The following is a 22,088-nucleotide window of genomic DNA, read 5'->3' as shown; positions in this document are numbered from 1 at the left end:
AATGGGTATTGGCGGGTCCACTGGCGGGCAGCAGAACGGCTTCACGCTTGAACTTGGCGCCTCAGTGGGCCGAGGCAACGCCAACGGCAAGGACGAAAGCTGGACCAACACCAACCTGACCGCCGGTAATGTCTTTGCGATCCAGTCCGGCGGCGACACCACGCTCAAGGGTGCGGCCGCCAAGGCAGATCAGATCATCGCGTCGGTCGGCGGGAATCTCTTGCTGGAGAGCTTGCAAGACAGCAGCAAGTATGACTCGAAGAACAAGAGTGCGGGTTTTGGCATAAGCCTGTGCATTCCGCCGTACTGCTACGGCTCAAGCAATGCTTGGGCGAACGCTGACGCCGGCAAGATAAACAGCAACTTCAAGACCGTGACTGAGCAAACGGGGTTATGGGCGGGCGACGGCGGTTTCCTGGTCGACGTCAAGAACAACACCACGCTCATCGGCAGCGTCATTGCCAGCAGCGACAAGGCGGTCGCCGACGGCCTTAACAAGCTGACCACGGGAACACTGGTCACTGAAGATCTCAAGAACACGGCGCGCTACAGCGGCAATCAGGTGTCCATCGGGGGCGGGTTCGGGTTTGGCGGGAAGTCAGGCGACTCCGGCTTGGGCACCACCAAGGGCGGCCAGGTCGCAGGAGGCGCGTCCAAAGATGCGGGTACGTCCGTTTCGACGGGTAGTAGCGGCTTTGGAATGGGCACCCCGATCGTGGTCGCGGCAAGCGGCAACAGCAGTTCCACGACGCAAAGCGGCATTAGCGGCGGCACGATCGTCATTCGTGATGAAGCGGGGCAATTGGCGCTGACCGGTAAGACGGCTGCAGAGACGATTGCGGGGTTGAACCGGGATACGTCGGACACGTTGAATGCGCTCAAGCCGATCTTTGACAAGGAGAAGATCGAGGCGGGGTTTGAGATTGCTTCTGAAGCCCAGCGTCAGGCGGGGCAGTTTTTGACGAATCGGGCGAAGGAGATTGACGCGCTGAGGGCGAGGGCAAAGGACCAGACGCTGTCACAGGCTGAACGCGATCAAGCTGCTGCGGCGGCGGACAAGCTTAATGGAGAGTGGGGGCCGTCTGGCACCTATCGCCGCATTTTGGGCGCGATCTCGGCGGCGGCAAGCGGTAATGTGACAGGTAGCAGTGGTGGCTTTGTGCAAGCAGCGGCTGTGAATTATCTCCAGAGTTTGGGCGTATCGCAGGTGAAAAAGCTCGCCGATTCCATGGGCTCTGGGGCAGATTCGGATGCGGTGCGCGCCCTTCTGCATGGAGTTGTGGCGTGCGCGGGAGCCTCGGCAAGCAGTGGAAATTGTGCCGCTGGTGCCATGGGAGCTGCGGCGAGTTCAGTGCTTGCCAAACTGATAAGCACGGCTACGGGAGATGAACTGTCGTCGGAGGAACGAGAAGCACGAGGAAACTTGATTGCCAGTATTGTGGCTGGTATGTCCGCAGCAACGTCGGTGGACTCCTCCGCGAGCACTATTGCTGCGGTGACTGAGTTGACGAATAACGCGCTCACTCTGTCCGAACTGAAGCTGTTTGAAGCAGAAGCTTCTGCCTGCGAAGCAATCGGCAATTGTGATCAGGTGCAGCAAAAATTTCGCGATCTCAGCATAGAGACTCGGGAAGTCATGATCGCTGTATGTGCAGCCGATCCGACCGCCTGCAGGGAACGTTTTGGCGAGTTTGTTGAGCAGTCTGCCGAGTACCGAAAGCAGTTAGACAAGTTGCTCGGCATGGATATTCCAAGCGCTCTCAAGGATGACCTCGGCGTATATTTCATGCAGAACGCCGAAGCAGCTAGCATAGTTATTCATACTGAAATTGCCGCTGATCTACAAAAGCGCTATAGCGTGAGTCCGGAGGTGGCCGAGAGGGCTATCCTGTTGGGTAGTATGGTTGCTGGCGCAATTAGAAGTCCCAAAGGATTTGGTAATCTTTTTGAGGCTGGTCGAACCCCTAAAGCTAGCGAACTGAAACAGTATGCGGAATCTCAAGGCTGGCGACCCTCCCAAACCGAGGGAGGACCTCTCAAATACATTGACGAAAACGGAATCTCTCGTATGACAATTAAGCAAGGCAGTTCGCGCGCGCCAGGTAGTGCTGATCCGCATGTTGAGCTCAGAGACGCAGCTGGCCAAAGAACAGATGCTTACGGAAATCAGGTAACTAGAAAAAGCCCGGGGAATCACACTTCAATTGATTATGATCTATAAGATGAATTATGAACTATTATAAAATTTCGTCGCTCTCCCATATTTATCTCGAAGATAGCTACGTGTTGGCTATTAACGAGGGGGCAAATTCACTCGCCTTCGAGTTGGAGGTTGTTCTTACTGAAAAGCACTCGAAGTATGAGAAGCCCCGGGCTGGAGAGTATTATTGCTATCGAAGGGCTTCATTACGATTTTCAAATTTTGAATCTCTTGAGTGGATCGAGAGGCGTTTTTTTGGTTTCTCAGACGCGTCTGGTGAGATTGATTATGGGAATATAGATAGCTTTAATTTTGGGGGGGGCTGGTTTTTGCTATCAGGAGATTGGGGTAAGGTGAAAATAAAGGGGGGGGGTGTAGAATTGATTTTCGGTGATTAGGTTGTTCAGAAGGTGCAAGGTGCGGTCGGTTTGGAATTAAAGTGAGGTCATGCACCAGCTCGGAAGTCGGTTCGTCCATTGCGGCGGATGGCAACCTTACGCTGATTGCCGGGCAGGACGTCAATGCGCGTGCCGCGGACGTGACGGCGGGCGATCAGCTGGCCGTGGGTGCTGGACGAGATATCAACCTGATGGCGGGCGTGCAGACCGGCTCGGCGTACGACGAGACCCACTACAAGACCAAAGGGTTCATGTCGTCAAAGACGACGCATACCAAAACGGCCAGTGAATTTGAGCTCGCTCAGGCCTCTAACTTCATGGGCGACACGGTTGCGCTGATGGCCGGCCGGGACCTGACCGTCCAAGGCTCCAACGTCGTCGGAGATAACGACGTGTTGCTCGCGGCAAATCGGGATATCACGATCGCCGCGGCCGCGGAGTCATACAAGGACTATCAATACGAAAAGGTCACGAAATCCGGCCTTGGCGGTGGCGGTGGCTTCAATATCGGCTACAGCAAGCAAGCCAGGACCGATTGGATGAAGGGAGAGAGCGGCGGTTTCTCCGCGAGTACGGTAGGAAGCGTCGGCGGCAACGTGACCATCGATGCGGGACGCGACGTCGGAGTGTTCGCCAGCAGCGTGCTGGCGCAGGATGGCGATATCTCAATCGCCGGCCGGAACGTGGCCATCGTTGCAGGCGTGGGCGAAGCTCGCCAGCACGAATATCACGAGTTCAAGCAATCGGGAATCACCATCGGCGTGGCCGGCGGCATGCTGGGTGCAGCCCAACAGATCCATGGCACGCTCCAACAGGCTGGAGAGGCCAAGAGCGGGCGTCTTGCTGCGGTCAAGGTTGGGCAGGCAGCGTACCAGGCAGTACAAGCCGACAGGATGATGGACGCTGCGAAGGGCGCGGAGGCCACCACCGCGCAGAAGGAAGCCGCAAGTGCGCAGATCCAAATCAGCGTGGGCTCCAGCAAATCCGTCAGCGAGACAAAACGCAGCCAGGAAACCGCATTTGGGTCGTCCATCATGGCCGGCGGCAACGTTTCGATCGTTGCGTTAGGCGAGAAGGGTGTCGCCGGCTCCGGCAATCTGTCGATCGTAGGAAGCGATGTCACCGGCAAGAACGTTCTGCTGGCGGCGACCAACGACCTGCACCTTCTTAGCCAATCGCAAACTTCGACAGAAACCTCAACCAACAAGAACAGCGGCTGGAAGGTCGGCGTCGGTATCGGCGTGTCGGACAGCGGCAGCGGCGGTGGTATCAACATCTTTGCCAGCGGCTACGCCGGAAAGGGTAACGCCAACGGTAACGGCACCACGTACCAAGAGTCGCAGATCAGCGCTCGCGACAATTTGACCCTGATCTCAGGTCGGGACACCGTCCTGATGGGCGCCCAAGCCCGCGCAGACAGCATCCGCGCGGACATCGGCCGCAACCTGACGATAGCAAGCCAGCAGGACACGGACCGCTACAACGCCAAGCAAAGCCAGGTCAATGCGGGGGGCAGCTTCAGCTTCGGCTCCATGACGGGTAGCGCATACATTGGCGCCAGTATCGGCAAGACCAAGTCCAACTACGACAGCGTTATCGAGCAGTCAGGCCTGTACGCGGGCAGCGGCGGCTTTGATATCTACGTCGGCAAGCACACGCAACTGGACGGGGCGGTAATCGCCAGCGATGCGGAGGCGTCAAAAAACATACTGTCTACCGAGACGTTCGGCTTTACCAATCTTGAGAACAAAGCGACATACAAGTCCACGACGGCTGGCGTGAACCTGGGAATGTCCGGCGCTTTCGACATCGCAAACAAAGGCGGTGCCAATGGAATTGGTCCGTCGGGATTGAGCTTTGGCCAAACGAGCGGCAGCGATTCGGGCACCACCTACGCCGCCGTTGCACCGGGCACGATTGACGTTCGTTCAGATAAAGAGATGGGTCGCGATAGCACGGCGGGCCTGAGCCGAGACACCGCGGGCGCGAATGGCAGCATCGGGCAGATCTTCGACAAGGACAAGGTGCGCGAGCAACTTGAATTCCAGCAGGCGTTTGGTCAGTTGGGGATGCAGATTGCGGGGGATGTGCTGAAGGATCTGAAAAAGGATGACCCGGATCTTTGGGGGGAGGGAAAACCTGGCGCGATGCGCTCCATGCCGCGGTTGCAGGAATTGGCGCAGCGTTGGGGGGCGGGAATGTTGCAGGAGCAATGGCAGGGACGGTTGCAGGCGATATAGCCACCAGCTTGATGCGCGAACAAGTTGAACTCGCCGTCGCTGGTTTGTCGGGGGCGATGAAGGATCAGGTCACACACGTGCTATTGAATGTCATCGCAAGCGCTGCCGGCGCCGCCGTCGGTGGGCGCAGCGGGGCGGGCGGAGCGGCCGTCGCGGATATGTTTAATCGGCAACTTCATCCTGAAGAGAAAAGCTTGGCACAACGGGTTGCAGCAGATGCGAGAATGAAAGGAATAACAAATGCTGATGGGTCGGATATCTCCGCGGATCAAATTGAATCCGCATTGCGTGCAGCTAACAATTCGTCATACGGAGAGTCTGCAAGTAGTGGAATAGTAGTACCTCTGGATCACACGACGTCATCAGCAAATTTGTTTGACAGTACTGGAATGTCACTCCAGGGAGACGGGGGCGGCAGATATTGGCTTGTACAGAGCTCGGGCGCCATGTCAAATCCAAATGATACTTTGCGACAGTTGATCTTGGCTAACACCGGAAATGATTCATCTCCATATAGTTGGTCAGCTCCGCCCCCGGGTCAGTTGGTTGTGTTTCCCCAAAAGTATGATTCACTTGGGTCATTCTCTCCAGGATGGAATACGGGAGATTTCTCGGCCGGAATTCCACGCTCGGACTATAGAAATAATCCAAATTTCATATTTCAGGGAGCGTTTCACTTGCCGGCTTCTCCTGGAGTGGGTGCAGGATACGCCGCATCCTGGAACAAAGGATCTTTTGACTTGAAGCCAGACTATATGGTGGGTGGTGTTTTTGATATTGGTCTTAGCGCGGGAATTTATGGGGACCCTCAGTACTCCGGCCCGATTGTATTCAATTTTGGTGCAGGGGCATTTTCCATGCAGGTGACGCCAAGTAACCCCATGGCATGGGACGAAAAGTCATGGTACGTGCCTTCTAGATATGTGAATGGAGTGGGGGTGGGAGTTGGTGTGGGAAAAGTGCTACCGATAAATGTTACGGTTGATCCGACCTATAGATCTGGCGGAGGAGAAAAGTGAAGGCATATCGTTTCGAGGTCGGTCAAGAATATGCAATTTTGATAGGTTTTGGGCTATTGGTTCTGGCGCTTTCGATTTTGTGGTTTGTGCCTGGTCGCAGGAGGAAGGTGGAAAAAGGGCGTTCTGAACGCCTGAGTGTCCGCGTTACGACTGTGTGCAGGAAAGGGGTGCTCTATTCCACAGAGATCCTTACAAGATTGACTGTATATAATGACCGACTTGTGTGGTGTTTTTTTACACTAAATGAGTTCGAGTTTAAATATGTAAAAGTGCGCCCTTACCAGATCGGTTCGCCGTTATTGCGGCTTTCCGTTCATGGCATTTCGGTTAAGGTGTGGGGGATGCCCGGCAGCTTGAAGAGATTGTTTGAACTGTTGGAATTAGAAACCCGAAAGTCTGCCCGAAAAGGCAGGCCGCGTTTTGGTCCAAAGCCCTGAATCAATCTTTCCAAAATGAAAGCCATATTTAGGTGTTTTTCATCCCATTTTTATCGAAATATGGTGAGGAACACGCATGGCTAATGGTGGGATGGTTTAATTGGAATGTGTTGTTGAGGTGCTGGGGTTGCAATGGTTGATGCATCGAAGTCTTTTGCAGTGATTTCTCTATTCGCTCTTTCCGGTTGCACATTCATCATGGGTTCGCCGCCTGCAGCTTTAACCTCGGATCCGGCCCCGGAAGAGAAAATCAGCCCGGTTCTCATCTATACGGCTGATTGCGATTTCAAAAAGAAAATAGATGCTGTTGGTATTTTGGGTGCGAGAACAGCCTATCCGGCTGCTTATGCAGGCGAGGCGGTATGCATAGCGTTGAACAACGAACTCCCAATCGCAACGGATGCGGCGGGAATTGCAGCGATAATTAGGACCCGCAAGTCAGACCCGAAATCGGCCAGGCCGAGCACATTGAAAGAAGACGCGCGACCATCGGTGCAAAGTATGTTGTGGCCGTTGGGGAACCCAACGGATTTGCCGGATATCAACAGTACCAGCCCAGCGTTGGCGTCAACATTCGACTGTACGACGCAGAGACCGGGGAGTATCGGGGCCTTGCCGAAGACACATACCCGATATCGCTGACCGAATTTTCCAATCGAGGTTCTTCCTGGACAGCGCAGAACATCGCAGCAAACATCGCGAACAAGTTGGCGCGAACCGTGTTACAGCGGTGTACTGAAAAATATCCGTATCAGTGCGAAAAGATTGGGACGTTGCGCTTTGCGGCGCCAAGGGATGCGTACGGGACGTGATGCGAGATTATTGCCTGTGGGCGCAGACGATCGCATTGCGGTGGTTTGTCCACGGGTATAAAGCAGATTGATGTGACACGAGAACGAGTTTCCTACTATCAAATAAATAGCTGGGCGCGCAAGGCAATAAGGATTGGCTCAGGTAACAATGCCTTGGATCAAGCCGCAATAGACGCCGCTGGCGACGTGAGGATGACGCCTGCGATGCAGGACGCTGTTGCGGTTCCCGGCCAGGCTGTGCATGTGTTTACACGCGCCATCTTCACCAAGTGTGATCTTATAGAGCTGGATGTTTGGAATACTGATTCCTCTGAACTAAAACGGGTTTCCTTCATAGTGGCCTTGAGTGCCGTCGGCGCTAACGGATCCGTCATCGGCCAATGCGTCATTCCGCAGTCACCCGCCAGCCGTGGATCTCCCAAACCATCTCATGCGTAGGCGCAATCCCCTCCAAAAACGCCTCATCATGCGACACCACCACCACCGCTCCGGGATAGGCTCGCAGCGCCTCCTCCATCGCCTCCGCCGACTCAATGTCCAGATGATTCGTCGGCTCATCCAGCAGTAACAACTGCGCAGGCGTTTTCCGCCACAACGCACACGCCAGCGCCGCCTTAAGGCGCTCCCCACCGCTCAATGTCCCGGCGGGCGCATTGACCTGCTCAGACCCAAGACCCAGCAATGCCAGCCGACTGCGGAGTTCGCCTTCCGATAACGTGGCGCCCAGCGCATGCAGCGTCTCCAGCAGGGATTTGTCTTCCGGAATGACGGACGCCCGCTGATCCAGCATGGCGGTCGGCACCCGGACGTCGCATACGCCTTCGCGCGGAACCAACTCTCCGGCCAGCATCGACAGCAACGTACTCTTGCCACAGCCGTTCGGCCCGCGAATGGCCAAGCGGAACGGGCCCGACAGCGTCATCGTCAGCGCACACCCGTCTTCTGGAAACGGCGGTTTGGCATTTTCCAGATGCAGAACGCGGCGACCCTGCGGCACCGCAGTTTCGGGCAGGGCCAGCGCGATGCCGGCCGATTGATCGACCTGTGCGGCGGCCTGCCTTACTGCGTCGTCCAACGCGGCAACGGTGTCCTGCCGCCGCACGTTCTCACGGCCCGCATGGGCTTGGGCATTCGCCTTCTTCATACCCAGCAGGATCGGCGCCTGGTTTGCATCCCGAGCCTTGCGGCCTTCGCGGGCGCTGCGTTGTTGTTGAGCGTCGTGCTGTTGGCGCAGCGCGCGCAGGGTGGCGGTGCGATCGTTGCGGGCGTGTGCCAAGGATGCTTCGTGCGCGGCGTTCAGGCGGTCCCGATTGACGCGGTAGGCGGTGTAGTTGCCAGCATGGGCTGTGAGGGTGCCCCGATCCAATTCGACGATGCTCGACATCGCATCGAGCAGGGATCTGTCATGGCTGACGACCACCAGACCGCCGCGCCAGGCCGCAATCTGATCCATGAGCCAGCGGCGGGCGCCTGCGTCCAGGTGATTGCTGGGTTCGTCCAGCAGCAGGGCGTCGGGGTTCTGCATCAGCGCGCCGGCGAGTGCAACGCGCGTGAGTTCGCCGCCACTGGCGATTGAGGCAGGATGGTCGGGCTGCCACGTGGGTAATCCGGCGTCGGCGAGCATGCGAGTCCAATCGTCGCGAATGCGCCAATGGCCGTCGGCCAGATCGAAGTCTGACTGGCGAGTGCTGCCGGCTTCGACGTGGGACAAGGCCCGCAAAATCGGCGCAATGCCGGCGATGTCGGCCAACGTGGCGCCGGCGCTTTGCGGTTGTTCTTGAGGCACGTAGGCGATGCTGCCGTGGCGGACGATGCGGCCGGTTTGCGTGGTCAGGTCACCGTACGCCAGGCGCAGCAGCACGGACTTGCCCGCACCGTTGCGGCCGATAAGGCCATGGCGGGTGCTGCCGTCAAAGTCGTGGCTGACGTCGTGGAGCAGGATGCGTCCATCCGGCAGCGCATGGCTGACGTGACGCAAGCTGAGGAAAGGCGCCGTGGATTGCGGCTGGGGATGCGCCGGTGCGGGCGCGCGGGAAGACTGGGCCATGTAAAGCTCTCCGGAATCGATAAGACGCGTTGCGCGCAGCGCAAACGGTGATCTGGGGGAGGGCTTAGAGGGTCATGGCCGGACGGGTCTCCGCGATGTGGGAATGAGGTGAATTCGAACAACGCGCCGCGGGAAAGTTCCGGGGCGCATCGTGCGCAGTGTATTTCAAATGGCGGCCGATGACTGGACCACGTGATTGCCTCCAGCGGGCTGCCGGCGCCCGAAACACGACGCGATTATCGATAAGTGACCGGCAACCATTACACCGCGCCGCCTTTTCGGCGCGCAGCCGACGACAGCGCCATCGCTTCTACCGCGCAGCGTCCTCAATCTTCCAGCATCCGCAGATCCGGCGGCCGGTTCTCAATGATCGCTTCCATGCTGAAGAACCCCGTCACGGTGGACAGCTCAAAATCCGTGATCAGCTTCTGATAGAACCGGTCGTATCCAACCATGCCGCGGCAGACAACCTTGATCAGGTAGTCCCAATCGCCGCCGATGCGATAGAACTCCGTGACCTCCGGCAGACGCTCAACGTGCTGCCGGAACCCATCGGCCCAGGCCTTGGCGTGGTGACTAGTGCGGATCATGACGAAGACGGTGAGGTCCAGGCCCAGCGCGACCAGACTGACCTCAGCACGCGTGCCGCGGATGATGCCGCAGGCATTCAATCGTTGAAGCCTGCGCCAGCATGCGTTCTGCGACAGGCCGACCCTATCGGCAAGCTCGCGCTGCGACAGCGCGCCGTCTTTTTGCAGGCAAGAGATGATACTCAGATCAAGCTTGTCGATTTTTTCCATAGATTCGATCATATGACCCGTTTTCATGAGCTTATGGCAAAAAAACGGTGATGTTTCATCAAGGCATCCATCGTATGATATTTGCGTACTTTTCGGATCCCTCTCGCCATGAATATGCCTTTCGCCGAGGCGCCCGTCCGCGTCTCGGCTTCGCCGTTGCAGCAGTTTCAAGACAGCCTGAAGACTTCCGATATCGCGGCGGCGCTTGCCGACGGGCTTATCGGCAAGGATGCCTGCATTGACGGGCCTTTCGGTTCCAAGCCTCTGGTCTATGCGGATTACGTCGCGTCGGGCAGGGCGCTGATGCAGGTGGAGCGCTTTGTGCTTGAACAGGTGCTGCCGTATTACGCCAATTCGCACACCGAGGCGTCGTTTTGCGGCGGCTTTATTACGCGGCTGCGGCGCGAGGCGCGCGCTGCCATCGGGCGTTGTTGTGGCGCCGGCGATGAGCATGCGGTGATTTTCTCGGGGTCGGGCGCGACGGCGGGTATCAACCGGCTCGTGAATCTGTTCGGCGTGAAGGCGGCAGTGGCTGCCGGTCGCAAGGTCCGGGTCATCATCGGGCCGTACGAGCATCATTCGAACATCCTGCCGTGGCGCGAATGCGGCGCTGAGATCGTCGAACTGGCAGAAAGCCCGGAAGGCGGGCCGGACCTGGCGCAGTTGGCGCAGGCGCTGCAGGCGCCGGAAAACGCGCTGGTCGTCTGCGCGCTGTCGGCGGCGTCGAACGTGACGGGCATCGTGGCGGATGTCGCCGGCATTACGCGGCTTGTGAAGGCGGCCGGCGCGAAGATGCTGTGGGACTATGCGGGTGGCGCGCCGTACCTGCCTATCCTGATGTCGCCCGCGAGCGATGCGCAGATCGACGCCATCGTATTTTCACCGCACAAGTTCATCGGCGGTCCCGGTGCATCGGGCGTGCTGATCGTGCGCCGCGATGCGGTGCTCGACACGACCCCGACCTGGCCGGGCGGCGGCACGGTCAAATTCGTATCGCCTGTGGGCCATGATTACAGCGGCAGTCTGGAATCGCGCGAAGAAGCGGGTACCCCGAATGTGGTGGGGGATATCCGCGCCGCGCTGGTGGTGCTGGTGAAGGAAGCGTTGGGGGCGGCATTCATGCAGGAGCGCCATGCGCACTTCGTGCAGCGCGCGCTTGCGGCCTGGAAGGGTGCGGAGCGTCTGGAACTGCTGGGTTCGCTGACGGCGAACCGCCTGCCGATCTTTTCGTTTCGGGTGCGCGATGGCAAGGGCGGATTCGTGCATCAGCAGCTGGTGACGCGCATGCTGAGCGATCGCTTCGGCATACAGGCACGCGGCGGATGCGCTTGCGCGGGGCCCTATGTGCACCGTCTGCTGGATATTGACGAGACGCAGTCGTTGCAGATGCGGCAGGCCATTCTGGACGGCCGCGAGATCGAGAAGCCGGGCTTTGTGCGGTTGAACTTCAGCGCGCTGCTGTCGGACGCGAAGGCGGATTTCATTCTGGAGTCGGTGCTCGCGCTGGCGGCAGACGCGCCGGAGTACGAGTCCCTCTATGGCTTTGATCCCAGCCGCGCGATTTTCTTTCCGCGCGATGGTCAGAAGCAGGCGGCATAAGAACGACGCCGTTGTTGACCTAGATTGCGGCCGCTCTAGCGGCTGCAATTGAAATACCTGACTTGAAGGCGGCCCTCTCAGTCCTTCATTTGCAGGCCGCAGGTCCGGATCCACGAGGCCTTCATGCCGGTGAGATCGTCGGACGCGCCCGTCAGTGTGCGCGTGACCTGATCCGAAAACTGCACGCCATTGCGGCGGCACGCCTCGAAGTCGTCGCTCAAGGCAAAGCGCGCGTCCAGCAGGTCCAGGCGGCCCTGGCATAGCTCTCGATTCAGTTCCAGGTTATTGGCGGCCTCGCGCGTGCGTTGGGCGTCCTGCGCCTGTTTGATGCGTACCAGCTCGGCATCGACGCGCGCGACACAGCCGTCGTCGGCAATTGCGGGCGCGCTGGCGCACGCGGCGATGATGAGAAGAGCGGCGAGGGACGGGCGGTGCAAGACGGCCATGCGGGAGAACCTTCGTGGAGCGCGATGAATGGCTTGCATCATAACTGCTGGTTAAAGTTTCCCGCCCTTGCGGCCGTTAACGCCATTACAGCGTTTATCGGCCATCAGGGGGCCAGCACCATGTTCAATATCATTTCCATTGTCCTGACGATCGTCGCGGTGATCGCCTGGGCTGTGCATCGCCAGCAGAAGCGCCACAAGGCATTGTTGGCGAAGTTTCGCGAACACAATCAGCGGTTGGGCACGGCGTTTCCGGAAGACAGTGTCGACAGCGAATTGATTCTGAGCGACAAGGACAAGAAGGTCGTCATCGCGTTCGACCCGCAAAGCCAGAAACTGTGCATGGTGGATGGCGCGAAGGACCCGGGCGAAGTCCTGGACTTTTCATACATCCGCAAGTGGCAACTCAAATGGACTGAAAAGTCGGGCAGCGGAAACCTGTCGTTCCTGAACGTGCATTTCGACTTTTCCACCAACGACCTGAAGCGGCCATTGATCCGCATTCCTGTTGCTGGCAAGGGTTATGGCGACACTTGGAATAGCCGGCTGGGGATTCTTCTGCAGGGCTGAAGCGAGATCGGCGAGTCCCATACGACGCGTTGCGCGTATGGGACCCTGCCTACGGCGTAATACTCGGCGCGCTGCGCAATGCAGTTGCGGCACAGGCATCAGTCACTGTGCAAAAAGCCAGTTTACCGCTGTCTAAAACTGTCCTACCGTCCCTGACAGATCAATGGCTTTCGAAGCCTTGTTTCGCGCTTCTTTTTAGACAGCCAGCGGTCACCCCTTCTGTTTTATCAACGCTTTACGACGGAGATGAAAGAGAATGACCAATACGCTTATCAGTGTCGATCTGGAGCAATCCCCCTACGAAAACAAGCAGATCCACAACCGCTGGCATCCGGATATTCCGATGGCGGTGTGGGTGAAGCCCGGCGACGATTTCATTTTGGAAACCTATGACTGGACGGGCGGCGCGATCAAGAATGACGACAGCGCCGACGACGTGCGGGACGTGGATTTGTCGACCGTGCATTTTCTGTCCGGACCGGTAGGGGTGGAAGGTGCGGAGCCGGGTGATCTGTTGGTGGTGGACCTGCTGGATATCGGCGCCAAGCCGGACAGCCTGTGGGGGTTCAACGGATTTTTCAGCCGCAACAATGGCGGCGGCTTTCTGACCGATCATTTTCCGCACGCGCAGAAATCCATTTGGGATTTTCACGGCATGTTTACGTCGTCGCGGCACATTCCCGGCGTCAATTTCGCGGGGTTGATCCATCCGGGGCTGATCGGCTGCCTGCCGGACAGGAAGCTGCTGGACGAATGGAACCGGCGCGAGCAGGCGCTGATCGATACGAATCCGGATCGCGTGCCGCCGCTGGCCAATCCGCCCGCGCCCAAGACCGCGCACATGGGGGCGTTGCAGGGCGCCGACCGCGATCGTGCGGCGGGCGAGGGGGCGCGCACGGTTCCGCCGCGCGAGCATGGCGGCAATTGCGACATCAAGGATCTCTCGCGCGGGGCGCGGGTGTTTTTTCCGGTGTATGTGCAGGGCGGCGGGTTGTCGGTTGGCGATCTGCATTTTTCGCAGGGCGACGGCGAGATCACGTTTTGCGGCGCAATCGAGATGGCCGGTTGGGTGCACATGCGCGTGTCGCTGATCAAGGGCGGCATGGACAAGTACGCGATCCGCAACCCGATCTTCAAACCCAGTCCGATCACGCCGGCCTATAAGGACTTTCTGATTTTCGAGGGTATTTCTGTCGACGAAGCGGGCAAGCAGCATTATCTGGACGTGAATGTGGCCTATCGGCAGGCCTGCCTGAACGCCATCGAATACCTGAAGAAGTTCGGCTATTCGGGCGCGCAGGCTTATTCGCTGCTGGGGTGCGCGCCAGTGCAGGGGCACATCAGCGGCGTGGTGGACATTCCCAATTCGTGCGCCACGCTCTGGTTGCCCACCGAGATCTTCGACTTCGATATCCAGCCGTCCGCAAGCGGGCCCGTCAAGCACATCAAGGGCGACGTCGATATGCCGCTGTCGCGCGATCTTTAGGAGACGACGATGCCGATGTATGACTATGCGTGCGCGGACTGCGGGGAATTTGCCGCATTGCGGCCGTTGGCGCAGTGGCGGGATCCGGCCGATTGCCCGCAGTGCGGGGCGCAGTCGGGCCGCATCGTGGGCGGTGCGCCGGCGGTGTCGGCACTGTCGTCGGCCATGAACCGGGCGCACGCGGCGAACGAGCGCAGCGCCAATGAGCCGCGCAGCACGCGCGCGGGGCATGGGATGAACTGCGGGTGCTGCGGCAGTGCGCGCTCGCGGGGCCGAACGCGCACGTCGGGAGACGGCGCAAAGTCATTCGCGGGCGCAAGGCCCTGGATGATCAGCCACTAGCCCGATCGCTGCCGGCCGGGCCGCTGTTTGATGACGCCCGGCCGCGCGGTGTTTCGGCGCCTATGCCTGCGCCGCCGCTTCCAGCGGCGCCACGGCGGCGCCCTGGATCTTGTGGCGCGTCAGCGCCTCGGCGACGAAGCCGGATTTCTTCATGGCCTCGACGTAGGCGGACAGGTACGCGCTGGCCTTGTCGCCTCGGCTTTTGGGCACGCCCATCGCCTGGCGGATCAGCATGAAGTGTCCGTCCAATAGGCGCAATCCGCCCAGACGCTGCGCGTCGGCTTCGAGCTGTTGCTTGACGCCCGCGGCGACCTCCATGTTTTCCTGCACGAAGGTGTCGACGACGGCGGGCGAGGTGGGGGCGCGGAAAATCTCGGCCTGCTTGAGTTCTCGGGTCAGGTACAAGTCATAGGCGCTGCCCTTGCCGACCACGACGCGCTGGCCGGGGCGGTCGACCTCGTCCATGCGGGCGATGGGCGAGTCCTGGCGCACCAGATAGGCGCCTTCGATGACGACATACGGCGCGGTGAAGGCGATCTGCTCGCCACGCAGCGGGTCGATCGCGAAAAAGCCCACGTCGGCCTGTTCGGCGGCGACGGCGTTGACGGATTCACCGGCGGATTTGAAGACCACGAGTTCCAGCTTCACGTCGAGCCGGCGCGCGAGTTCGGTGGCCAGGTCCACCGACACGCCGCCGGGCTGGCCGGTGGCGGGATCGGTGTTGGCGAGGATGGGATTGCCCAGGTTGATGGACGCGCGCAGCACGCCCTTCGGGGCGAAGGCAGACAGCATTTCGTGATCGGTATTCATGGCTTCCTTGCTGGATGAGGCGCGCCGCCGGGCGCGGTTGATGCCAGAGGATAGCCCTAAAGCCGGCGGCGGCGCGATGGCTTATTGCACGCGGCGCAGCACGTAATGCGCCGCGAGCGGGCCGGTGGGACGCGTGCCGTCGCGGTAGAGCATCGTTACCTGGTTCTCGCCGACAAAGTAACGCTGGCTATCGCCCGCGGCATCCAGCCGGATCGTGCTGCCGTCGGACTCCCAGCTGAAGGTGCCCGACACGATCTCGGGCTGCGGCTGGCGGTCCAGGTACTGCGTCAGCTTTTCGTAGCGGCCATCCTTCATCAGCGTCAGGCGAGCGCGGATGCCGGGGCAGTCGGCGCAGGGCAGGGTGCCTTCGTAGCTGCCGGGCCAGTCGAGGGAGTCGCGGGAGGTGTGGTGGTCCACCGGCACGGAGCGGGCGGTGATGGGCTTTGACGGGGCGCAGCCGGCGAGCAGCGCAAGACTCAGGGTGCAGGTCAGGGTGGTTTTCATCATCATGGCGAGCTCCTGTGTGACGGAATGGCTAATTGACGGGCAGACGGACAGATGGCCAGACGCGTCTTCACGATACGGACAGTAACTGGCCCATGCTGAAACGGGATGTAAGACCAATGCGTGTCATAAACGTCCAACCGGCGGGGCTGGGCGTGCGCTAAGCTCGGCCTTCCTTGCGCGTGAGGCGGCATTGGTCGGCCGGCGCGACGACATGGCAACGAGGCAACAGGACAACCCGGCTACAGGACCCAAGGCATGAAAGGCGAACACCATTACCGCGTCACCGTCGAATGGACCGGCAATACCGGCGCCGGCACGGCCGGTTACGCGGCCTATTCCCGCGATCACGTCATTCAGGCCGCGGGCAAGCCCGACGTGCCGGGATCGTCGGACCCCGCGTTTCGTGGCGATGCTGCCCGCTGGAATCCCGAAGACATGCTGGTGGCCTCGCTGTCGGCCTGCCACAAGCTCTGGTATCTGCACCTGTGCGCGGTCGAAGGCGTGACCGTGCAGGCCTATCGGGATGAGGCCGACGGCGTCATGGTTGAAGACCGCGAACGGGGTGGCGCATTTGCTTCGGTGACACTGCGGCCCCACGTCACCATTGGCGCCGGCGACAATGCCGCGCTGGCGGAACAGCTGCACGAACGCGCGCACCATTTCTGCTTCATTGCCAATTCGGTGAATTTTCCGGTACGGTGCGAGCCGCGCATTGTGATTCAGCCAACCCCCTGACGCCATTCCATGACATCCGCCCTGATCGTGATCGACGTACAACGCGCGTTGTTCGAAACCTCGCCGCCGCCGTTCGAGGCCGCGCAGGTGCTGGCCCGCATCAACGCGCTGGCCGAGCGCGCCCGTGCCGCCGGTGCGCCGGTCATTTATGTCCAGCACGAAAGCCCCGGGTCCGGCCTGGCGCACGGCGAGCCCGGATGGGATCTGGATACGCGCCTTGCGCCGGCCGCGAACGACAGCCGGGTTCGCAAGACAACGCCGGATTCGTTTCTCCGCACCGATTTGGCGCAGGTGCTGGCTGACCGTGGCGTCACGCATCTCGTGGTATGCGGATACGCCACCGAGTTCTGCGTGGACACGACCGTGCGGCGTGCGGCGGGGCTGGGCCTGGCGGTCACGCTGGCGGCCGATGCGCACACCACGCACGACAAGCCGCATGCGGACGGCGGGCAAATTCGGGCGCATCACAATGCCACGCTGCCGGCCATTTCCAGCTTTGGCGTGAAGATCTCCGCCGTGCCGTCCGCCGAGCTGTTTGCGGGTGGCGCGCGCTGATGAATGTGATGGATCCCGAATTGCTGTCCCTGCTGGTGACGCGCGACATGCCGTTTGGCAAGTACAAGGGCAGGCTGATCGCCGACCTGCCGGGGCCGTATCTGGCGTGGTTCGCGCGCAAGGGCTTTCCGCCTGGCGAGCTGGGGCGCTTGCTGGCGTTGATGCACGAACTGGACCACAACGGGTTGTCGTCGCTGCTGGAGCCGTTGCGCAAAACCCGGCGCGCGTCCTAGCGGTCAGGCCGGATACCCCAGGAAACAACTGGCCCGCCCCGTGTAGCGCTTTGGCACCAAGCCCGCGCGCCGCCGGGGATACGATAAATCGGCACGCCTTGGCCCCTGGCTCGGCGTCGACTTATCAAGAGAGGTCGCCATGAACAAACACCACGTTTCCGCATTCTTCCTTGCCGCCTTGTGCGCAGTGGGCGCCGCCCAGGCCCAGAACGCCATGCCTGGCGCCGCACAGGAAATGCAGTTTCCCTCGGCCAAGGGCAGCCTGTCGCCGCCGTCGACGCTGAGGATGACGGTGACGCCCGAGGCCCCCCCACCCCCCGAGATCCGCGACACGCCGCAAAGCCAGGCCGAGTACCAGCGCTGCCGCCGGGTGTCGGACCGTGCGGCCGTGTCCAACGTGCAGATGCAGGCCGGCGTGGAGCAATGCCTGCGCGAGCTGGAGCAGCGCCGCCAGCAGCAATAGGCGACGGAATTTGGGGCCGGAGCGAGAGCGGGTACACTTGTGCGCCGTTTTGCTCTAAGCGCCCGAATTCCCATGATTTCCACCGCCTGCGGCGTCGACTTCGGCACCTCCAATTCCACTGTCGGGTGGAGCCGTCCCGACCAACATGCGCTCCTGGCGCTCGAGGACGGCAAGACCACCTTGCCGTCGGCCATCTTCTTCCACGACGAAGACGCCGAGGTCAGCTATGGCCGCGCGGCCATCTCCGACTACCTGGCCGGTTACGACGGGCGCCTGATGCGCTCGATGAAAAGCCTGTTGGGCAGCTCGCTCATCGACGGCTCGACGGAAGTGCAGGGCCGCTCCATCCCGTTTCGCGTGCTGCTGACGCGCTTCATCGCGGAATTGAAGGCGCGCGCCGAGACGGCCGCCGGACGCGGCTTTACCCGCGCCGTGCTGGGTCGTCCGGTGTTTTTCGTGGACGACCATCCTGCGTCTGACCAGACGGCGCAGGACACGCTGGAAGAGATCGCGCGCAACGTGGGGTTTACCGACATCGAGTTCCAGTTCGAGCCGATGGCCGCCGCTTTTCACTACGAGTCGCAGATCAGCCGCGAGGAGCTGGTGCTGGTGATCGACATCGGCGGGGGTACGTCGGACTTTTCGCTGATCCGGCTGGGTCCGGACCGCGCGGCCAAGCCGGACCGCCGCGACGACATCCTGGCTTATGGCGGCGTGCACATCGGCGGGGTGGATTTCGACAAGCAATTAAGCCTGGCGCACGTGATGCCGCTGCTGGGACTGGGCAGCCAATTGCGCAGCGGCAAGGATGTGCCGTCGACGCAATACGGCAACCTGGCCTGCTGGCACACCATCAACCAGGCTTATACGCGCAAGGCGGCCGAGCATTTTGCCTACATCCGCGCCGAGGCCGGTGATCGTCAGAAGATCGACCTGCTGCTGAACCTGGTGAAGGAGCGTGCGGGCCACTGGGTGGCGGTGCAGGTGGAAGAAGCCAAGATCGCGCTGTCCGAGGCGCCCGCCGCGCGTATCGACCTGTCGCGCGTCGCGCCGGACCTGGACGTCGAGGTGACGCGCCCGTCATTCGACGCGAGCGTGGAGCGCTTGATCGACAAGGTCGAAACCACCGTGGGCCAATTGCTGCGAGACGCCGGCGTGTCGACGGCGGATGTGGACACCGTGTTTTTCACGGGCGGCTCCAGCCGCGTGCCGCGCCTGCGCGAAAGCGTGTCCCGGCTGGTGCCCGAGGCGCGCAGCGTGGAAGGCGACCTGTTCGGCAGCATCGGCGCGGGTCTTGCACTGGACGCCGCGCGCAAGTTCGGCTGACCGGCCGCCGGCGGGGCGATGGTAAGCTGCCAGGCGTGCCGGCAACGGCCCGCCGCCCCTTCCAGTCCCTGATCCAGACGTCCTCATGACCCGACCCGCCGATACCCATCTCGTCGAAACGCTGCTTAAAAGCGAGGCGCCGTACGACGGCAGCTTCCTGAAGATTCGCCGCGACACCGTCAGCCTGCCCAACGGCCACACGGGCATCCGCGAATACGTGGTGCACCCGGGCGCAGTGGTGGTGATTCCGCTGCTCGACGACGGCACCGTCCTGCTCGAGCGCCAGTTCCGGTATCCCATCGGCCGCGTGATGACGGAGTTTCCGGCGGGCAAGCTGGATCCGGGCGAGGACCCGCTGGTGTGCGCCAAGCGCGAATTGCTGGAGGAAACGGGCTATACCGCCCGCCAGTGGGCCCACGCGGGCGCCTTGCACCTGGCCATCGCCTACTCCACCGAAATCATTCACATCTTCTTTGCGCGCGGCCTGCGGGCCGGCGAGCGTCAGCTTGATCAGGACGAATTCCTGGACGTCATCAGCAAGCGCCCGGAGGATGTGCTTGCGGCTTGCAGCCAGGGCGAGGTTACCGACGCCAAGACGCTGACCTGCGTGCTGTGGATGCAGAACGTGCTGTCCGGCGCCTGGAAGCTGGACTGGCAGGACAACGTCGCCTGAGGGCGAGCCTGACGCCGATGTGCTCGCACCCGGTTCTTGTCCAGCCCTCGGGCCTGCGCTTTGACGCGCCGGCTGGCACGTCCGTGCTGCTGGCAGCGCAGGCGGCGGGCATCAAGCTGCCCAGTTCGTGCCGCAATGGCACCTGCCGCGCCTGCATGTGCCTGATGATCGAGGGATCGGTCGTGTACGGCATCGAATGGCCCGGCCTGTCGCGCGACGAAAAGGAAGAGGGTTGGATCCTGCCCTGCGTGGCGCAGGCGACGTCGGCGCTGGAAATCGAGGCGCCCGGCGCCGCGTTGATCGAGACGGCGCCGGCCGCCGTTCGCCCGCTTACCGGCGCCAGGCGCTGACCGCGCCAAGAGGCAACAGGGCCACGGCCATCCCCGCGGCCATCCCCATCACCATTCCGAAAAAGGGCGCGGCGCCCAGCGCCTGCGCCGTCTGGACGCCAAGGCGCGCGCCCAGCACCATGCCGATGGCCATGAGGACCAGGCAGAGCACGCGGCTTGCCAGGGGCGTGTTGCCGCCTTGCGGCCCGGTCCAGGGCAGCAGCGCCGCCAGCGCCATCGCGGCAGAGCTGGCCGGCATCAGCACCACGTGCCGCCACGCCAATTGCGCCAGCGTTCCCGGCGCGCCGCATTCGCTGGCCAGCAGCGCCGCGGGTGTGCGCCACGTGTCCACCAGCAGTCCGGCGCCCATGGCCGCGAGGCAGGCCAGCCACAGGCCCGCCATGCCCGCCGAGGACGGCGGCTTAGCCGTGGCAGGCGTGGCGCGCGGCGTCGCCGTATCGGTCATGGTGGCGCACCCAGTCGCGCACGTCGAAATACGGGCCGTTCTCGTTGCGGCCCAGCGGCGCGATGTCGAGGTAGTTGTAGGCTCCCGCCAGGCGCTCCACGCCGCGTTCGAAGGCCGAGTAGGTGTGGAAGATCTCGCCGTCGGGATCACGGAAGAACGCGCTGGCTCCCGGGCGTTCCTCGACCGCGCCGTCCGCCTGCGGCACGGACGCTTCGAAGTCGAAATTGAAGTCGCTACCCGCTGACGAGTACCAATCAAACTGCCAGCCCATGCGGGCCTGGAAGGCGGCCAGTTGGGCATACGGCGCGCGCGAGACGGCCACGACCGTCACGTCGTGGTGCCGCAGGTGCATGAGCGCGCTGTCCAGGTGGTCGGCCAGGAGCGAGCAGCCCACGCATCCGTCCTCCCAGTCCGGACTGAACATGAAGTGATAGACGATGAGCTGGCGCCTGCCGTGGAACAGGGCATCCAGGCCTTGCATGCCGTGCGCGCCTTCGAAGGTGTAGGCCTTGTCCATCCGGACCCACGGAAGCGCCATGCGGTCGCGGGCCAGGGCGTCTGAAGCGTGGGTCAGTTCCTTCTCGCGCCGCAGCAGCGCCTCGCGCGCGACAGTCCATTCATGGCGGGATACGACGGGATGATCGGTTTGCATTGTGCGTCTCCTTTGCGAGCCGGGCCCTATGACCCGGGGGCATTGACAGATCGGGGGTACAGATCGGGGGTACAGATTCAACTGCGGCAGGTTCAGGCCTTGCCGGCCAGATGATCCGCCAGCCGGTCCATGGCGCCGGACCAGCCGTCCTCGTGGCTGTCTCGGGTGGCCTCGTCGACGAACGGCGTCTGCAGGAAGGCAAGCTCGGTGCCCCCGTCCGCCGAGGTGAAGTCCAACGTGATCAGTGAGGTTTCCTGCGGCGTGTCGCGCCACGCCCAGGTGAACACCAGCCGGCGATGTAGCGCGACTTCCTGGTAGCGGCCGCTGGCGTGGTGTTCCCCGCCGTCTGCGGTGATGAAGCCGACCTGATAGGCGCCGCCCACGCGCACGTCGGTCTCGGCCAGCAGCACGCGTTGCGTGCCCGCCGGGCCGAACCAGCGCATCAGCGCTTGCGGGTCGGTCCAGGCTCGCCAGACGCGTTCGACGGGGGCGTCGAAGCGTCGCTGGAGCCGCAGTTCGAGGGGGGAGATTCGGTTTTCCATGGATGGATTTCCTCTTCGTGATAGAGATATCGCGCCAGCGAATCCAGCTGCCCGGTCCAGAACCGTTCGTACCGCGCCAGCCAGCCGGCGGCGGCGCGCATGGGTTCGGGAGACAGCGTGCAGCTCACCACCCGCCCGTCCTTGGCGCGCGCGATCAGGCCGGCGTCTTCCAGCACCCGCAAATGCTTCATGAAGGCGGGCAGGGACATGGCGTGAGGCCGCGCCAGCGTGCTGACCGAGGCCGAGCCCTGTTCCAGGTCCGCCAGTACCCGGCGGCGTGTGCCATCCGCCAGCGCGGAGAAGATGGCATCGAGAGCGTCATCATTTAACTTAACCATAAGGTTAAGTTTTAGGCCTGCCGCAAACCCGTGTCAAGCCGGATGGCTTGGGAATTTCCCTAG

The 22,088-nt window shown here is 61.6% G+C and carries 26 protein-coding genes; 17 read left to right on the top strand and 9 right to left on the bottom strand.

The genetic code is table 11. From position 1 onward, the window contains the following. Position 1 precedes the first annotated feature (1 nt). The 6 genes from ASD71_RS10235 to ASD71_RS27940 all read left to right on the top strand — a co-directional run bounded on the left by ASD71_RS10235 (position 2) and on the right by ASD71_RS27940 (position 6,936). A complete protein-coding gene (locus ASD71_RS10235; protein ID WP_056562854.1) occupies positions 2-2,221 on the top strand; it encodes a hemagglutinin repeat-containing protein in 2,220 nt (739 codons plus the stop codon). A gap of 8 nt (positions 2,222-2,229) precedes the next feature. Next, entirely contained in the window at positions 2,230-2,598 is a 369-nt protein-coding gene (locus ASD71_RS27615) for a hypothetical protein (RefSeq protein WP_082578852.1), read from the top strand. 41 nt (positions 2,599-2,639) lie between these two features. Next, on the top strand, positions 2,640-4,838 hold the full coding sequence (locus ASD71_RS10230; RefSeq protein ID WP_056562851.1) for a hemagglutinin repeat-containing protein: 2,199 nt from the start codon (positions 2,640-2,642) through the stop codon (positions 4,836-4,838). Next, positions 4,811-5,857, top strand: coding sequence for a hypothetical protein (locus ASD71_RS27950; RefSeq protein WP_156395114.1), 1,047 nt, complete (start codon positions 4,811-4,813; stop codon positions 5,855-5,857). Before ASD71_RS10230 ends, ASD71_RS27950 begins: the two co-directional genes overlap by 28 nt. Beyond that, positions 5,854-6,294 (top strand): hypothetical protein, encoded by a 441-nt coding sequence (locus tag ASD71_RS27945; protein ID WP_156395113.1) that lies wholly within the window; start codon positions 5,854-5,856, stop codon positions 6,292-6,294. Before ASD71_RS27950 ends, ASD71_RS27945 begins: the two co-directional genes overlap by 4 nt. A gap of 132 nt (positions 6,295-6,426) precedes the next feature. Then, positions 6,427-6,936 (top strand): hypothetical protein, encoded by a 510-nt coding sequence (locus tag ASD71_RS27940; RefSeq protein ID WP_156395112.1) that lies wholly within the window; start codon positions 6,427-6,429, stop codon positions 6,934-6,936. 555 nt (positions 6,937-7,491) lie between these two features. On the opposite strand, the gene ASD71_RS10225 is transcribed toward ASD71_RS27940, so the two are convergent. Further along, positions 7,492-9,153: an ABC-F family ATP-binding cassette domain-containing protein gene (locus ASD71_RS10225; protein WP_056562848.1), complete on the bottom strand. Its 1,662-nt coding sequence runs from the start codon at positions 9,151-9,153 to the stop codon at positions 7,492-7,494. 326 nt (positions 9,154-9,479) lie between these two features. Continuing rightward, complete coding sequence (locus tag ASD71_RS10220) at positions 9,480-9,953, bottom strand: Lrp/AsnC family transcriptional regulator (RefSeq protein WP_234015665.1); 474 nt, start codon at positions 9,951-9,953, stop codon at positions 9,480-9,482. Between the two features lie 108 nt (positions 9,954-10,061). On the opposite strand from ASD71_RS10220, the gene ASD71_RS10215 reads away from it, so the two are divergent. Then, a complete protein-coding gene (locus ASD71_RS10215) occupies positions 10,062-11,552 on the top strand; it encodes an aminotransferase class V-fold PLP-dependent enzyme (protein ID WP_056562843.1) in 1,491 nt (496 codons plus the stop codon). A 77-nt stretch (positions 11,553-11,629) separates the two neighbouring features. Here the strand turns inward: ASD71_RS10215 and ASD71_RS10210 are convergent, their stop codons facing one another. Further along, a complete protein-coding gene (locus tag ASD71_RS10210) occupies positions 11,630-11,998 on the bottom strand; it encodes a hypothetical protein (protein WP_056562840.1) in 369 nt (122 codons plus the stop codon). A 24-nt stretch (positions 11,999-12,022) separates the two neighbouring features. Here ASD71_RS10210 and ASD71_RS10205 point away from each other — a divergent pair, with 24 nt between their 5' ends. The 3 genes from ASD71_RS10205 to ASD71_RS10195 all read left to right on the top strand — a co-directional run bounded on the left by ASD71_RS10205 (position 12,023) and on the right by ASD71_RS10195 (position 14,396). Then, entirely contained in the window at positions 12,023-12,568 is a 546-nt protein-coding gene (locus ASD71_RS10205) for a hypothetical protein (RefSeq protein ID WP_235512087.1), read from the top strand. A gap of 256 nt (positions 12,569-12,824) precedes the next feature. After that, positions 12,825-14,054 carry a formamidase gene (gene fmdA, locus ASD71_RS10200; RefSeq protein WP_056562834.1) on the top strand — a complete coding sequence of 410 codons (1,230 nt, stop codon included), beginning with the start codon at positions 12,825-12,827 and terminating at the stop codon, positions 14,052-14,054. Between the two features lie 9 nt (positions 14,055-14,063). Continuing rightward, positions 14,064-14,396: a zinc ribbon domain-containing protein gene (locus tag ASD71_RS10195; protein ID WP_056562831.1), complete on the top strand. Its 333-nt coding sequence runs from the start codon at positions 14,064-14,066 to the stop codon at positions 14,394-14,396. A 60-nt stretch (positions 14,397-14,456) separates the two neighbouring features. Here the strand turns inward: ASD71_RS10195 and ASD71_RS10190 are convergent, their stop codons facing one another. Further along, complete coding sequence (locus ASD71_RS10190) at positions 14,457-15,206, bottom strand: ABC transporter substrate-binding protein (RefSeq protein ID WP_056562828.1); 750 nt, start codon at positions 15,204-15,206, stop codon at positions 14,457-14,459. An 81-nt stretch (positions 15,207-15,287) separates the two neighbouring features. After that, positions 15,288-15,713, bottom strand: a complete 426-nt coding sequence (locus ASD71_RS10185) for a copper resistance protein NlpE (RefSeq protein ID WP_056566734.1) — start codon at positions 15,711-15,713, stop codon at positions 15,288-15,290. Positions 15,714-15,968: 255 nt separating this feature from the next. Here ASD71_RS10185 and ASD71_RS10180 point away from each other — a divergent pair, with 255 nt between their 5' ends. The 7 genes from ASD71_RS10180 to ASD71_RS10150 all read left to right on the top strand — a co-directional run bounded on the left by ASD71_RS10180 (position 15,969) and on the right by ASD71_RS10150 (position 20,048). Next, positions 15,969-16,448, top strand: a complete 480-nt coding sequence (locus ASD71_RS10180; RefSeq protein ID WP_056562825.1) for an OsmC family protein — start codon at positions 15,969-15,971, stop codon at positions 16,446-16,448. Positions 16,449-16,457: 9 nt separating this feature from the next. Continuing rightward, positions 16,458-17,003 (top strand): cysteine hydrolase family protein, encoded by a 546-nt coding sequence (locus ASD71_RS10175; RefSeq protein WP_056562822.1) that lies wholly within the window; start codon positions 16,458-16,460, stop codon positions 17,001-17,003. A gap of 8 nt (positions 17,004-17,011) precedes the next feature. Further along, positions 17,012-17,236 carry a DUF3820 family protein gene (locus ASD71_RS10170; protein ID WP_056566731.1) on the top strand — a complete coding sequence of 75 codons (225 nt, stop codon included), beginning with the start codon at positions 17,012-17,014 and terminating at the stop codon, positions 17,234-17,236. A 139-nt stretch (positions 17,237-17,375) separates the two neighbouring features. Beyond that, positions 17,376-17,699, top strand: a complete 324-nt coding sequence (locus ASD71_RS10165; protein ID WP_056562819.1) for a hypothetical protein — start codon at positions 17,376-17,378, stop codon at positions 17,697-17,699. Positions 17,700-17,771: 72 nt separating this feature from the next. Further along, positions 17,772-19,025 carry an Hsp70 family protein gene (locus ASD71_RS10160; RefSeq protein ID WP_056562816.1) on the top strand — a complete coding sequence of 418 codons (1,254 nt, stop codon included), beginning with the start codon at positions 17,772-17,774 and terminating at the stop codon, positions 19,023-19,025. An 85-nt stretch (positions 19,026-19,110) separates the two neighbouring features. After that, entirely contained in the window at positions 19,111-19,698 is a 588-nt protein-coding gene (locus ASD71_RS10155; RefSeq protein WP_056562813.1) for an NUDIX domain-containing protein, read from the top strand. A gap of 17 nt (positions 19,699-19,715) precedes the next feature. Next, entirely contained in the window at positions 19,716-20,048 is a 333-nt protein-coding gene (locus ASD71_RS10150) for a 2Fe-2S iron-sulfur cluster-binding protein (protein WP_056562810.1), read from the top strand. Here ASD71_RS10150 and ASD71_RS10145 read toward each other — a convergent pair. The 4 genes from ASD71_RS10145 to ASD71_RS10130 all read right to left on the bottom strand — a co-directional run bounded on the left by ASD71_RS10145 (position 20,029) and on the right by ASD71_RS10130 (position 22,025). Beyond that, positions 20,029-20,493 carry a hypothetical protein gene (locus tag ASD71_RS10145; RefSeq protein WP_235512085.1) on the bottom strand — a complete coding sequence of 155 codons (465 nt, stop codon included), beginning with the start codon at positions 20,491-20,493 and terminating at the stop codon, positions 20,029-20,031. The genes ASD71_RS10150 and ASD71_RS10145 overlap by 20 nt on opposite strands. Next, positions 20,450-21,145: a thioredoxin family protein gene (locus tag ASD71_RS10140; protein WP_056562807.1), complete on the bottom strand. Its 696-nt coding sequence runs from the start codon at positions 21,143-21,145 to the stop codon at positions 20,450-20,452. Before ASD71_RS10140 ends, ASD71_RS10145 begins: the two co-directional genes overlap by 44 nt. A 92-nt stretch (positions 21,146-21,237) precedes the next feature. Further along, positions 21,238-21,687: an SRPBCC domain-containing protein gene (locus ASD71_RS10135; RefSeq protein WP_082578851.1), complete on the bottom strand. Its 450-nt coding sequence runs from the start codon at positions 21,685-21,687 to the stop codon at positions 21,238-21,240. After that, positions 21,588-22,025, bottom strand: coding sequence for a helix-turn-helix transcriptional regulator (locus tag ASD71_RS10130; RefSeq protein ID WP_056562800.1), 438 nt, complete (start codon positions 22,023-22,025; stop codon positions 21,588-21,590). The genes ASD71_RS10135 and ASD71_RS10130 overlap by 100 nt, the downstream gene beginning before the upstream one ends. Between the last annotated feature and the right edge of the window lie 63 nt (positions 22,026-22,088).

Origin of the sequence: Achromobacter sp. Root565 (assembly GCF_001427425.1) — a bacterium.
Classification (GTDB): domain Bacteria; phylum Pseudomonadota; class Gammaproteobacteria; order Burkholderiales; family Burkholderiaceae_B; genus Achromobacter; species Achromobacter spanius_D.
The sequence above is the reverse complement of the archived record's forward strand: the minus strand, read 5'-3'. Positions and strand labels throughout refer to the sequence as shown.

Bases quoted from the DNA above. Each gene is read 5' to 3' on its own strand.
- ASD71_RS27940 (WP_156395112.1), top strand. From the start codon at position 6,427: ATGGTTGATGCATCGAAGTCTTTTGCAGTGATTTCTCTATTCGCTCTT.
- ASD71_RS10165 (WP_056562819.1), top strand. From the start codon at position 17,376: ATGAACAAACACCACGTTTCCGCATTCTTCCTTGCCGCCTTGTGCGCA.
- ASD71_RS10185 (WP_056566734.1), bottom strand. From the start codon at position 15,713: ATGATGAAAACCACCCTGACCTGCACCCTGAGTCTTGCGCTGCTCGCC.
- ASD71_RS27615 (WP_082578852.1), top strand. From the start codon at position 2,230: ATGAACTATTATAAAATTTCGTCGCTCTCCCATATTTATCTCGAAGAT.
- ASD71_RS10155 (WP_056562813.1), top strand. From the start codon at position 19,111: ATGACCCGACCCGCCGATACCCATCTCGTCGAAACGCTGCTTAAAAGC.
- ASD71_RS27950 (WP_156395114.1), top strand. From the start codon at position 4,811: ATGGCAGGGACGGTTGCAGGCGATATAGCCACCAGCTTGATGCGCGAA.
- ASD71_RS10150 (WP_056562810.1), top strand. From the start codon at position 19,716: ATGTGCTCGCACCCGGTTCTTGTCCAGCCCTCGGGCCTGCGCTTTGAC.
- ASD71_RS10220 (WP_234015665.1), bottom strand. From the start codon at position 9,953: ATGGAAAAAATCGACAAGCTTGATCTGAGTATCATCTCTTGCCTGCAA.
- fmdA (WP_056562834.1), top strand. From the start codon at position 12,825: ATGACCAATACGCTTATCAGTGTCGATCTGGAGCAATCCCCCTACGAA.
- ASD71_RS10135 (WP_082578851.1), bottom strand. From the start codon at position 21,687: ATGGAAAACCGAATCTCCCCCCTCGAACTGCGGCTCCAGCGACGCTTC.
- ASD71_RS10235 (WP_056562854.1), top strand. From the start codon at position 2: ATGGGTATTGGCGGGTCCACTGGCGGGCAGCAGAACGGCTTCACGCTT.
- ASD71_RS10210 (WP_056562840.1), bottom strand. From the start codon at position 11,998: ATGGCCGTCTTGCACCGCCCGTCCCTCGCCGCTCTTCTCATCATCGCC.
- ASD71_RS10175 (WP_056562822.1), top strand. From the start codon at position 16,458: ATGACATCCGCCCTGATCGTGATCGACGTACAACGCGCGTTGTTCGAA.
- ASD71_RS10195 (WP_056562831.1), top strand. From the start codon at position 14,064: ATGCCGATGTATGACTATGCGTGCGCGGACTGCGGGGAATTTGCCGCA.
- ASD71_RS10160 (WP_056562816.1), top strand. From the start codon at position 17,772: ATGATTTCCACCGCCTGCGGCGTCGACTTCGGCACCTCCAATTCCACT.
- ASD71_RS10225 (WP_056562848.1), bottom strand. From the start codon at position 9,153: ATGGCCCAGTCTTCCCGCGCGCCCGCACCGGCGCATCCCCAGCCGCAA.
- ASD71_RS10145 (WP_235512085.1), bottom strand. From the start codon at position 20,493: ATGACCGATACGGCGACGCCGCGCGCCACGCCTGCCACGGCTAAGCCG.
- ASD71_RS10140 (WP_056562807.1), bottom strand. From the start codon at position 21,145: ATGCAAACCGATCATCCCGTCGTATCCCGCCATGAATGGACTGTCGCG.
- ASD71_RS10130 (WP_056562800.1), bottom strand. From the start codon at position 22,025: ATGGTTAAGTTAAATGATGACGCTCTCGATGCCATCTTCTCCGCGCTG.
- ASD71_RS10205 (WP_235512087.1), top strand. From the start codon at position 12,023: ATGAATGGCTTGCATCATAACTGCTGGTTAAAGTTTCCCGCCCTTGCG.
- ASD71_RS10215 (WP_056562843.1), top strand. From the start codon at position 10,062: ATGAATATGCCTTTCGCCGAGGCGCCCGTCCGCGTCTCGGCTTCGCCG.
- ASD71_RS10190 (WP_056562828.1), bottom strand. From the start codon at position 15,206: ATGAATACCGATCACGAAATGCTGTCTGCCTTCGCCCCGAAGGGCGTG.
- ASD71_RS10170 (WP_056566731.1), top strand. From the start codon at position 17,012: ATGGATCCCGAATTGCTGTCCCTGCTGGTGACGCGCGACATGCCGTTT.
- ASD71_RS10180 (WP_056562825.1), top strand. From the start codon at position 15,969: ATGAAAGGCGAACACCATTACCGCGTCACCGTCGAATGGACCGGCAAT.